This window comes from Microtetraspora sp. AC03309, assembly GCF_020826795.1.
GTDB lineage: Bacteria > Actinomycetota > Actinomycetes > Streptosporangiales > Streptosporangiaceae > Microtetraspora > Microtetraspora glauca.
Genome location: NZ_JADDIL010000003.1, coordinates 113216 through 122861 on the forward strand (window position 1 = coordinate 113216; position 9646 = coordinate 122861).

A 9646-nucleotide genomic window follows, 5' to 3' on the forward strand; every position below is an offset into this window, starting at 1 on the left:
CTATTCTCCCACGTCAGAGCCGGTTTTGCTGGGGTTTGCGGACCTCGGCCACGGGTTAACGACCTCGACTCCGAGCACGTTCCCGGCCTCGTCCAGGTCCGCGTTCACCATCGCGGGCATCGTCGCCGTGGACACGATCCGACCGTCCCCATCCGGGACCAGACGGACGTACAAGGCGTGGGCCGACTCGTCGTAGACGTAACCCTCCGGGGCGCTCGGCTCTTCCACGAAGCCGAGGAGCTTCGCGCACTCTTCGTAGGCCACCTGAGCGATAGCGCGCGGATCGCCGTAGATGGTGCGACCATCGCCCTGCTGGCAGCGGTTCCACAACGCCCACGACAGCGGGTCCCATGTCGCGTCGGTGTCCTTGAGGTCGCGGGCGCGGTCCTTGAAGTCGTCTGCGGCTGCACGGAGGGCGTCGACGCGGATGTCCTGCTTGTCGGTTTCGCTCACTCGCTCCACTCCTCGTTCACGTTGATGTCGTAGTGCGGACCCGAGTGGCCCTTGGACTTGCAGCAGATGAGGTCCCACTCCCCGTACCGGAGCCAGACCACCGGGCAGGTGGCGTGGATGCTCTCCATCGGTCAGACCTCCTCGGGGAGGTTCAGCGCCTCGCGCGCCTTGCGGATGATCAGCGCCATCGTCACGGACTTGCGGGCCTCAAAGCCGGGGCCGTCCGGGTCGTCGAGGGAGACGATCCAGCGAGCGAAGTCCTCCAGCGAGGCGGCGTGCTGCTCGTCGAGGGCGGGGCGCACCTCGCGGCGGACGATCCGGTCCGCGAACTGGATCAGGTCGATGACCGGGTTGTTTTCGTCGATCTTGGCGCACTCGTACAGGTCAGTGGTGCCGTAGTCGCGCTCACGATCGGCCAGGTCGTCTGTGAGGTCGTACTCGCCTACGACGGTGACGCGCATCTTCATGTCGGTCCTCCTGGTCGGGGGTCAGCGGTGGGCGGGGACGGGAAGCCGGACCGTACGCGCCATACGGCGGAGGTCGGCGAGTCCAGCGGCGGCGTACAACAGCACGCGGGCAGCGAACGGGAGGACGAGCATTGGGACTCCTCAGGTCGAAGGGATGCAGTGCCCTCCCCGCGTCGTGAACGCGCGCCCGGTCGTACCGGGAGGAAGGGCTGAACGATCAGCGGCTGGCGAGCAGAGAGCCGCAGGCGTAGACCTTCTCGGCGTACTTGAGGGCTTCGCGCCACCCCAGCGGGTCGCTGTCAGAGTCGCTCATGTCGAACCAGCGCTCGTCCTCGTTGTCGCTGTACTCGCGGCTCAGGGTGTCGCCGCGCTGAATTACGCGATACTCGTCGCCGAACTTGAGGACCAGCAGCGTGTTGTCCGGCGGCTCGGGGATCTGATCGGCGAGGTTGGGAATGTCGCCCATCGGTCAGTTCCTTCCGTTCAGGGGGTTGGGGTGGCCCGCCAGAGAGGCGGGCCGGGGTGGGTCAGACGGCGGCCTGGATGCGCTGGTAGTCGGCCTCCTTCGCCGCGTCCACCAGGGCGGCGAGTACATCCGTGGCGGCCAAGAGCGCGTCGACGCTCTCCCGGGCCTGCTCGGCGATGGCCTCGCCGGCGTGCTGGTCCAGCGGGGTCAGCGCGCAGAGGAGCCCGTGGGCGATGCCGTGCAGGTGCTTGGCGACCTGCTCCATGTCGGCGTCGTCGGGCTGCTGCCCGTTGAGCGCGGTGGCGAGCTGCTCGACGGCGCGGTCAGCCTGCTCGGCGATCTCGGCGAGGGTCATCTCGGCTCCCAGGGTGGTGATGGGGGCCCGGCAGAAGCCGGGCCGTGGTGGTCAGTGGTTGCGGTGGGCCTCGATCTGCGCCCAGAACGGCGCGACCTGCTCGGGCCTGAGGAAGCTGGCGAAGTCGGCGAGGTCCTGGTCGGAGAGGTTCGGGTTGGTGGCGAGGATCTGAGCGGCGGTCATATTGCGCTCCCTTGTTGCGTCTCTCTTATGCGCTACACGCTAGCGCTATCTCTAGAATGAAGCAAGTCATTTGCGCTAACCTGTAGCGCATGAGCGAAGCGGAAACGGAACAACTGCGAGAGGCGCTCCGGGCAGCCACTCGCAAGTACCGCCGAACCGAGAAGGCGCATGAAGACGCCCGCCAAGAACTCGTCGCGGCGATCGTCGAAGCCTTGCGCGGCGGCGTGCGGCCTACCGAAGTTGAGGACGACTCCCCGTTCAAGGGCGCATACATCCGGCGTATCCGGGAGGAGCACGGCATCCCCGCCTTCAAGAAGGGCCAGTAACACGCGTCTCCTCCGCCAGGAGGTCGCCCTGCCCGTCACAGTCCCCGCCCGGACGGACACGAGCCAACCGAACCGCCTTCCGGCCCGTGATCCCCAACCGCTCCCGGCACGTCGGGCCGATGCCGGCGCTGTAAGCGCACCCTGACCGACGCCGAGTCGGTGGGGTACAGCATCGGCCCGACGTGCACGGTTCGGGCTCGTCGTAGAGCGGGATCACTGCTGTTCCGGAACTGGCGCCAAGGGCAGCGCACCCCTTGGCACCAGCGAGTACAAGGTGGCGTCGGACCACTCCCCATGCTCGGCCTGCCACGCCTGTAGGGCGGCGTCGATCTCGGCGAGGTGGGAGTGGTCCTCACGGGCCTCGAACGGGCCGAGCGCCTCCTGGCGGCGGTTCGGCCCGTCCATCCATGCGATGACGGCGAGGATCATCGACCGCTCTCCTCGGTGGCGGGTGTCGGCTCCTCCTGTGTGGGAGCCCCGGTGGGCTGGACGTGGGTCAGCGCGATGCACGATCCTGCGCCCGTCACGAACACCACTGGCGTGTGCCCCGGCTGGCCGCTCGACGCGCCCAGGAGGTACGCCTCACTGCGGGTGACCCCGGTCTTGCCTTCGCCCTCGCGGACGCCGGTCCAGTAGCGGACCGGGGTTCCGACGGGCACGTGGGCGTTCCACGCGTCCACAGCGGACTGGCGGCGCGCGGTCGAGTTCTTAGCCATGGTTGGTCTCCTCGGTGGTGGGCGGGACTTCGACAGCGACGACCCGCGCATCGGGCGCGAGCATGCGGAGTTCGTCAAGCGGGTCGATCCGTGCGTGGTCCAACGGGGCAAGCGGTGCGATCGGACGCCTTTCGCCATAGCGGCGGACTTGCTTCTCCAGCCATGCCCACACAGCCGCTTCGCCGTCGAACGCAGGGACGGTGATGGCGGCGAGGTCGGGATGCTGCCGCAGGAGGTCGGGCGCACACTCCCGGGCCGCCCTGGGCAGCTGGTGGGTGAACAGGTTGTCGCCGGTCATCCAGTTCAAGATCTGGTAGATGCCGTCAACGCCGTTCGGAGTGACCAAGCACTCGGTGATGATGGTGAGGATGTCCCCGAGGTGGAAGTCGCGGGTCTCAGTCATGGCGGTTGCCTTCCTCGGTGGTGGATGCGGGGGCGGTACCGCCCCCGAAAAGGCGGTTTCCAGCGACGGTGACCAGAGCGGCCTGCATGATCCGGGACGACGGGGCGAACTCGTCGTCGCTGCCCATCAGGACCAGCAGCTCAGCGGCAGCCGGGCGCGGCAACTGCTTGAAGACCTGGACGTACGCCTTCAGAAGTTCGTCGAGTGTCGGATCAGCCATCGCTGCCTCCGGTCTGCTCCTCGGGCGTCCATTCGTGCACCTGCCAGCCATAAAGACCTGCGACGAGGTGAGCGAAGTTGAACGCGGCCTCACGGGATCCGAGCTCGGCCCGGCCGGACAGCTCTTTCGTCTTCGGCAGGGTGACCCGCCACACGACACGGGGCGGGCTGGTTCGGCGGGTGTGCGGAGCCACCTCGATCCTGGGCATGTCAGCCATTGCCGCCTCCGGCCTGCTCCTCGGAGACGGCGGCGGGCTGGTCGAGGGCGGCGATCGTGTCGCACGGGAATGGCACCAGCACGTAGCGGCGCACCCCGGACTCGTGAGAGACCGAGCACTCATCGCAGAAGGCGTCGTCGCCGCGCTGGAAGGGCACGTGCTTGGCCCGGACGCGGGCGTTGGCGGCCGTGTCCTGCTCGGCGCGTACGACGGCGTCAGAGCGCTCCTGGTCCACGCGCTCCCACAGTTGCCGCCACCGCTCTCCCGTCTCGGCGACGTAGGCCACTTCGCGGCGCAGGCGGGCGAGCTCGTCGTCCCGTACCGCCATGACGGCGTCGAGATGATCGGCCATGCCCCTCTGTGGCGACGTCAAAGATCGGGACAGTGCGTCGGCGTACCGCTGGCGGAGGTCGGGGGTCTCAGGCATCGGCCTGCCCCTCACGGATCGCGTCCTTGTGCGCGCGGTGCCACCGCTTGCGGGCGTTGTTGGACGTCAGCTCCTCTGAGGTGGCGCCGCAGGAGCAGAGGCCCTTGCCAGTCCAGGTGATGCGGGTGCGGACGTACCGGCCACCGTTCTGGGTCCACGAGAAGGGTGCGCCCTCGCTGCGGAGTGTGTGGCCGGACAGGCGGGTGTTCTCAGGCATCGGGGTCGCCTCCCTCGGGGGCGGAGACCGACGCGAGAAACTCAGCCATCACCTTGTTGTGACGGGCGTCCGCCAGCGCGTTGTGCAGCCCCGACGCCTGCTCCGGCATCTCCGGGTTGCCCAGCCGAGCAGCTTCCTGCTTGAGGTCGTTCGTCCACATCGGGATGCCCTCGGGTAACTGGCTCATGGGGCCGTACAGCCATGCGAGGGCGACGTGATCGTAGGCGCCGTACCACGCCCACAGCTCGACGTCGGGGGTGGCGACGATGAAGTCGCGGACCTCGTCAGCGATGCGCGCACGCGACTTGATGTCCCGGTGCTGCCAGTCGAGCGCCAGCGGGTTACGGCGGCCAGCGTGGAGGCGGGCATCACCGTGCAGGCGCGGCAAGTACGGCACGACGTTGGCCATCAGCCAGGAGTGCTTGGCGATCAGCTTGACCGGCATGTCGCGGTTGACCGCGTACAGCTCACGGCCATCCTCGGCCACCATGCCGATGCTGATCAGGTGGATGCGCTCGCCGTCTTCGAGAAACTCGGTGTCGTAGAAGATCTTGGCCATCGTTGAACCCTTCGGATCTTGATTCGAACAGGGGATCTTGAAGCCCTCAGATCGCCTCAGAGGCGTTCAGAGGTTCGGGAGTGCGGGAATGGGTTTGAGAGACGGGAGAGACCGTCAGAGACCCCGTGGAGCCGCATTCCGGGCCAACCCCGGGCGAACCCGACGAGCCGAACACGCGAGAAGCCGCCTCCCACGGAGACCCGCCCCGCCCCGCCGACGCCTCCGCCAGCCGGGCCAAGATGCGCTCCTCGCGGGCGATCACCGCATCCAACGAGTCCGCGAACTTCGTCTTCAGCGGCTTCTCGGTTTCGGCGGGCGCGGCGGACTCGGAGGGCTCCTCCCGTACCGGGCGCTCCCCGGCGACGGCGTCCGCGATCAGGCCCCGCAACTCCTCAAGGTCGTCAAGCGACAGCTCGCACGCCCACTCGCCGCGCTCGTCGCCGTGCTCCACCTCGGCCGGCAGCTCCCCAACCACGGGCGTGGCGACCGCGGCCTTGCTGGCGAACCAGCGGGACATGTAGGCGCGAACCAAGGCGTTCACGATGCCTCCCGGCTGACGAGACGCGCCTTCGGATGCGGATGGCAGCCGAATCGGCCGCGCGCGTGGCAGTCAGGGCAGCGGCACGTCGAGTAGGACATGTGACCAGCCAGGGGGCCGGGGCACTCGTTGAGCTGCGTGCACTGGTAGGTGCCGTCGTTGTGGTTCGTGACATGCCCTGGGCAGGTCAGCATGGCCTTGCGCCGTTGGGGGTCGGCGGCGACCCACCGCTCTTCGTACTCCCTGGCGGTGTGGCGGCAGTCCGCCCGGCCCACGTGGAAGGTGACCGGAGGTCCGCCGATGACCTCAAGGTTCTCGGAGAACGTCATGGACCTCTGGCGCGCAGTGACGGGCCCACTGCAAGACGGGCAGACACCGGCCATCTCGTAGAGGCCCATCCGCTCCGCCGCAGCCTTAGACACCTTCTCGGCCATCTGGTCACGACACGGAAGCGGCTCCCGGCACTTGGAGCAGATGGGGTAGTGCTCGTCGCGGAAGACGTGCCAGCTGTGACCCCTGGCCAAGAGGTGGACATCCCGGCCGCGATCCTTGGGATCGTCACTGGCATCGACCGGCCGCAGGACCACGGCGTGCGGGACGTAGCGCTTGCCGTGCTTGAGGACGATCTCCCGGTCTTCGGCGCTCCACAGCTCCTCCGGGCGGGCCGTGACGCTTACGACCCGCCATGCGCCGTGGTTCCAGGCGACGGCCTGACCAGCCTCGGGCAGGTCTCCATACGTTGAGGTGGTGCCCTGGGGGAACCAGCGGTAGGGCAGGGTCACGACGCCTCCCTAGAAGCTGGGATCAGCGGCGTGATCGAGAGCCGGAAGATCGCAGTGACGTCGTCGATGCGGGCGATGTTCCGCGAGAGGCGGTCACCGCACGCCGCGCACACGAAGCTGCTCGCTCGATGCCTGCCGCCCTGGCCGGAAGGCCGGTCGCGCACCAGGACCTCTGTAGCGGGCGCGATCTCGCACCACTCGCACGGGGGTCGATCCGCGAGCATCGCCCGCTCCCTTCGGGGGTGAGCCCAGTCGCCGCACGGGCACACAGGCCGGTTTGGGTCGCCGGGGAAGCCGCCGCCGCATCGGGGGCACGGGCCGGTCACCGCGACCCCACAGGCTCGGGCTCCATGTCCGCGATCCGGGCGTAGTGGCCCTGGAACGCGGCAGTGATCGTCGCCGTCGCGCCCTGCCGGTGCTTGTCCACGATCAGGTCGATTTCGCCCGCCCGCGGCGACTCCGGCTCGTAGGCGTCCTCCCGGTGCAGGAGGATCACCACGTCCGCGTCCTGCTCCAAAGATCCGGACTCGCGCAGGTCGGCCTTCGTGGGGCGCTTGTTCGCCCGCATCTCCGGGCCGCGGTTCAGCTGCGAACCGACCACGATCGGGACGTCGAAGTCCTTCGCCAGCAGCTTCAGCGAGCGGGAGATTTCCGACACCTCCTGCTGCCGGTTCTCCGACTTGCGCGGAGACGTCATCAACTGCAGGTAGTCGACGAACACGATCGCCGGGAGCTGGCCGGCGCGGCGGGCCTTGGACAAGGTGGCGCGCAGGCTGGCGATGGTCATGCCGGGGTCGTCGTCGATGACGATGTGGTCGGCGCTCGCCATCTCGGCGGCGCGCTTCTCCACTCGCGCCCACGCGTCCTCGTCCAGCGTCTTGGCCTGCAAGTTGTGGAGGGTGACCTTGGCCTGGTGGGCGATGATCCGGGCGAGGATCTCGTCTTCGCTCATCTCCAGCGACACGAACAGGACCCGCTGGCCGAGCTTCAAGCCGACATGGAGGGCCATGTTGACCATGAGCACGGACTTGCCCATCCCCGGGCGGGCGCCGACGACGATGAGCTGGCCGGGCCGCAGCTTGATCAGCAGGTGGTCCAGGTCCGCCCAGCCCGTCGTCACACCCGCGTCGACGGCCTTGGACTCCAGGCGGTCCAGGAACGGGTAGATGAGCTCCGACAGCGGCTTGCCGGTGTTCGGCGTGTCCACGCCCGTCACCCGGTCCAGGACCTTGCGCGCCTCTTCGGTGACGTCGTCCCGGTCCAGGTCCACGCGGCGGCCGAGCCGGGTCAGCCGGGCGCCTTCGAGGATCAGGTCCCGCCGGTAGAGCAGGTCCTTCAGCCGGTCCACGTAGAAGCCGACGTGCCCGGCGGAGGTCACGGACTGGATCATCTCGATCAGGACGCGCGTGTCCACGACCTCGCCCGCGGCCCGCTTCTCCAGCTGCACCTTCACCGACAGCGGCTCCACCGGGACGGACCGGTTCACCAGTTCGGCGACCGACTCGAAGATGACCTGGTGGGCGGGGCGGTAGAAGTGCCGTGACGTCAACTGCTCGACGAGCAGGGCCGCGGAGTCCGGCGACAGCATCGCCGCACCCAGGCATGCCTCTTCGGCTTCGATGTCGTGCGGCAGCTCATCGGCGCTCATCGGCCGCTCCTGCGGTCCTCGCCGCCGAGCGCGACGAGCGTGGCGCCGTCCTTGATGCGACTCGCGAGCCGCTCCCCGAGCGGTTCGGTGAGCTTCTGCATGTTCGTCGTGATGATCGTCGGGCGGGCGTGCTGCCACCGCTCGTCAATCACCGACAGCATGCACTCGCGCTGCCAGTCGTTGATCCGCGCCGACCCCAGGTCGTCCAGGACCAGCATGTCCGCAACCCGCATCGCCTTCAGGCGGTCCTTGTCGACGGGCGGCGTCGTCGCGTCCTGCCAGTCCGCCACCGTGGCGAAGTCCACCCAGCCGGCGTAGCCGTTCGCGACGGCCCGCTCGAGGACCTCCCACGCCGACCACGTCTTCGTCCGGCCGACCGAGCCGACGAGGATCAGGTTCATTGCGGTTCCAGCGACCAGGGAGCGGCCCCAGGCTTCGACGCGTGGGTCCAGTTCGCCTTCGTGTCGAAGCATCACCGGCCGCTGCTGCTGGATCGTCCGCAGCCGATGCGCGCGTCGGTCGGCGTGCCATTCGGCGTTCAGGTCGGGTTCGTCACTCATCAGTAGTCGTCCAAGTTCTCGGAGTAGGGCGTCTGGGTGTCGATGCGTGGGCCGGAGCCGTTGAACGGCCGGCCGTCGGTGCCGGTCGGGCGAAGCTGGCGTACGTTGCCGCGTCGATCACTCGCCCAGCGCTGCTGGTTACGCATCCAGGTCCGCCAGCTCGCGACCCAGTCGAGGCGGAGTTCGCCCTTGGCTGTCCAGTGGTCGACGAACTGAGCGGTCTCGAAGTCGATGTCGACGACAGGGGCCGTCTCAGCGGCCCAGGAGCGCATCGCTGGGGTGACGGCGAACGACGCCGGGATCTTGGTCTTGCGCTTCGCTGGCTTCTCGGTCTCGGGCTCTCGCGAAGCGGGGGAATCTAGATCAAAAAGAGAGTCGGAAGAAGAGGGATCTTCTTCTTCAACATCAACCCTCATATAAGAGTGGGATGGCCCCCGGGGGGCACCCTGAGAATCCTCAGCATGACCCCCGGGGGGCACGCTGAAACCGGCACCCTGAGAATCGGTTTGCTTGAAACCGGCACCCTGAGAATCCTCAGCATGACCCCCGGGGGGCACGCTGAGATCAGACGGCCATGACTCCTCAGCTTGTCCCCCGAGGGGCACGCTGAGCGACTGGCCTGAGATGGCCGCCTGATACACGGCGGTCTGGTGCTTCTGGCCCCGGGCCGTCTGCATAAGGAACCCCGAATCGAGTGCGACCTTCACCTTGTCCGCCACCTTCCGGGGGTTCCTGCCGAGCAGGCCGGCGAGATCCTCACGCGGGACGGACACGCGCCCACTCGCGTCCATGTGGAGCGCGAGCGTCATCAGCAGCACGCGCACCGAGTCGGTGATCTGCGGGGTCTTGAGGACCTCACGCAGCCACCGGGCTCGGTACGTGCCGTCATGCAGCAGGCCGCCGATGATGTCGCCGTTCACGGAACGGGGTCTCCCTTGATGCTCGTGCGGATGGGCTATGTCGGCGGAAGCGGGACCTGTTTTCGCTGATGTCTCACGCGTCCCCCACATCGCACACGTTGTCGAACGGCTTCATCATATGCCATTACCCATGGCCTTGCATAAAGGCCATGGGCTGTGGTTATTATGGGACCATGGGTCATAGCCATG

General features: G+C 67.9%; 21 protein-coding genes and 1 pseudogene. 2 read left to right on the plus strand and 20 right to left on the minus strand.

Annotated elements, in window-relative coordinates; all coding sequences use genetic code 11:
- The 6 genes from IMZ11_RS02545 to IMZ11_RS44960 form a co-directional block, all read right to left on the minus strand.
- Complete coding sequence (locus IMZ11_RS02545; protein ID WP_228637277.1) at positions 1-453, minus strand: DUF2283 domain-containing protein; 453 nt, start codon at positions 451-453, stop codon at positions 1-3.
- On the minus strand, positions 450-581 hold the full coding sequence (locus IMZ11_RS44955; protein ID WP_255705924.1) for a hypothetical protein: 132 nt from the start codon (positions 579-581) through the stop codon (positions 450-452). The genes IMZ11_RS02545 and IMZ11_RS44955 overlap by 4 nt, the downstream gene beginning before the upstream one ends.
- Positions 582-584: 3 nt before the next feature.
- Positions 585-920 (minus strand): hypothetical protein, encoded by a 336-nt coding sequence (locus IMZ11_RS02550; RefSeq protein WP_228637278.1) that lies wholly within the window; start codon positions 918-920, stop codon positions 585-587.
- A gap of 217 nt (positions 921-1137) precedes the next feature.
- The gene (locus IMZ11_RS02555; RefSeq protein WP_228637279.1) at positions 1138-1386 is read right to left on the minus strand and encodes a hypothetical protein; all 249 of its coding nucleotides are present in this window, start codon (positions 1384-1386) and stop codon (positions 1138-1140) included.
- Between the two features lie 61 nt (positions 1387-1447).
- On the minus strand, positions 1448-1741 hold the full coding sequence (locus IMZ11_RS02560; RefSeq protein ID WP_228637280.1) for a hypothetical protein: 294 nt from the start codon (positions 1739-1741) through the stop codon (positions 1448-1450).
- Between the two features lie 51 nt (positions 1742-1792).
- Complete coding sequence (locus IMZ11_RS44960; protein ID WP_255705925.1) at positions 1793-1924, minus strand: hypothetical protein; 132 nt, start codon at positions 1922-1924, stop codon at positions 1793-1795.
- 89 nt (positions 1925-2013) lie between these two features.
- Here IMZ11_RS44960 and IMZ11_RS02565 point away from each other — a divergent pair, with 89 nt between their 5' ends.
- Together IMZ11_RS02565 and IMZ11_RS46605 are read left to right on the plus strand one after the other, a co-directional pair.
- Positions 2014-2250, plus strand: coding sequence for a hypothetical protein (locus IMZ11_RS02565; protein ID WP_228637281.1), 237 nt, complete (start codon positions 2014-2016; stop codon positions 2248-2250).
- A gap of 108 nt (positions 2251-2358) precedes the next feature.
- Positions 2359-2433 (plus strand): annotated as a pseudogene (locus tag IMZ11_RS46605) (DUF6011 domain-containing protein); the annotation flags it as partial.
- A gap of 30 nt (positions 2434-2463) precedes the next feature.
- Here the strand turns inward: IMZ11_RS46605 and IMZ11_RS02570 are convergent.
- The 14 genes from IMZ11_RS02570 to IMZ11_RS02635 form a co-directional block, all read right to left on the minus strand.
- Positions 2464-2679, minus strand: coding sequence for a hypothetical protein (locus tag IMZ11_RS02570; RefSeq protein ID WP_228637282.1), 216 nt, complete (start codon positions 2677-2679; stop codon positions 2464-2466).
- Entirely contained in the window at positions 2676-2966 is a 291-nt protein-coding gene (locus IMZ11_RS02575; protein ID WP_228637283.1) for a hypothetical protein, read from the minus strand. Before IMZ11_RS02575 ends, IMZ11_RS02570 begins: the two co-directional genes overlap by 4 nt.
- Entirely contained in the window at positions 2959-3369 is a 411-nt protein-coding gene (locus tag IMZ11_RS02580) for a hypothetical protein (RefSeq protein ID WP_228637284.1), read from the minus strand. The genes IMZ11_RS02575 and IMZ11_RS02580 overlap by 8 nt, the downstream gene beginning before the upstream one ends.
- Positions 3362-3589: a hypothetical protein gene (locus tag IMZ11_RS02585; RefSeq protein WP_228637285.1), complete on the minus strand. Its 228-nt coding sequence runs from the start codon at positions 3587-3589 to the stop codon at positions 3362-3364. Before IMZ11_RS02585 ends, IMZ11_RS02580 begins: the two co-directional genes overlap by 8 nt.
- Positions 3582-3806: a hypothetical protein gene (locus tag IMZ11_RS02590; protein WP_228637286.1), complete on the minus strand. Its 225-nt coding sequence runs from the start codon at positions 3804-3806 to the stop codon at positions 3582-3584. The genes IMZ11_RS02585 and IMZ11_RS02590 overlap by 8 nt, the downstream gene beginning before the upstream one ends.
- Entirely contained in the window at positions 3799-4233 is a 435-nt protein-coding gene (locus IMZ11_RS02595; protein WP_228637287.1) for a hypothetical protein, read from the minus strand. Before IMZ11_RS02595 ends, IMZ11_RS02590 begins: the two co-directional genes overlap by 8 nt.
- Entirely contained in the window at positions 4226-4450 is a 225-nt protein-coding gene (locus tag IMZ11_RS02600; RefSeq protein WP_228637288.1) for a hypothetical protein, read from the minus strand. The genes IMZ11_RS02595 and IMZ11_RS02600 overlap by 8 nt, the downstream gene beginning before the upstream one ends.
- Positions 4443-5009, minus strand: coding sequence for a 3'-5' exoribonuclease (locus tag IMZ11_RS02605; RefSeq protein ID WP_228637289.1), 567 nt, complete (start codon positions 5007-5009; stop codon positions 4443-4445). Before IMZ11_RS02605 ends, IMZ11_RS02600 begins: the two co-directional genes overlap by 8 nt.
- A gap of 46 nt (positions 5010-5055) precedes the next feature.
- Positions 5056-5550, minus strand: a complete 495-nt coding sequence (locus tag IMZ11_RS02610) for a hypothetical protein (protein WP_228637290.1) — start codon at positions 5548-5550, stop codon at positions 5056-5058.
- A complete protein-coding gene (locus IMZ11_RS02615) occupies positions 5547-6329 on the minus strand; it encodes a hypothetical protein (protein WP_228637291.1) in 783 nt (260 codons plus the stop codon). Before IMZ11_RS02615 ends, IMZ11_RS02610 begins: the two co-directional genes overlap by 4 nt.
- Positions 6326-6553, minus strand: coding sequence for a hypothetical protein (locus IMZ11_RS02620; RefSeq protein ID WP_228637292.1), 228 nt, complete (start codon positions 6551-6553; stop codon positions 6326-6328). Before IMZ11_RS02620 ends, IMZ11_RS02615 begins: the two co-directional genes overlap by 4 nt.
- Before the next feature lie 98 nt (positions 6554-6651).
- Complete coding sequence (locus IMZ11_RS02625; RefSeq protein WP_228637293.1) at positions 6652-7977, minus strand: replicative DNA helicase; 1326 nt, start codon at positions 7975-7977, stop codon at positions 6652-6654.
- Positions 7974-8537, minus strand: a complete 564-nt coding sequence (locus IMZ11_RS02630; RefSeq protein ID WP_228637294.1) for an ATP-binding protein — start codon at positions 8535-8537, stop codon at positions 7974-7976. The genes IMZ11_RS02625 and IMZ11_RS02630 overlap by 4 nt, the downstream gene beginning before the upstream one ends.
- On the minus strand, positions 8537-9457 hold the full coding sequence (locus IMZ11_RS02635; RefSeq protein ID WP_228637295.1) for a hypothetical protein: 921 nt from the start codon (positions 9455-9457) through the stop codon (positions 8537-8539). The genes IMZ11_RS02630 and IMZ11_RS02635 overlap by 1 nt, the downstream gene beginning before the upstream one ends.
- Between the last annotated feature and the right edge of the window lie 189 nt (positions 9458-9646).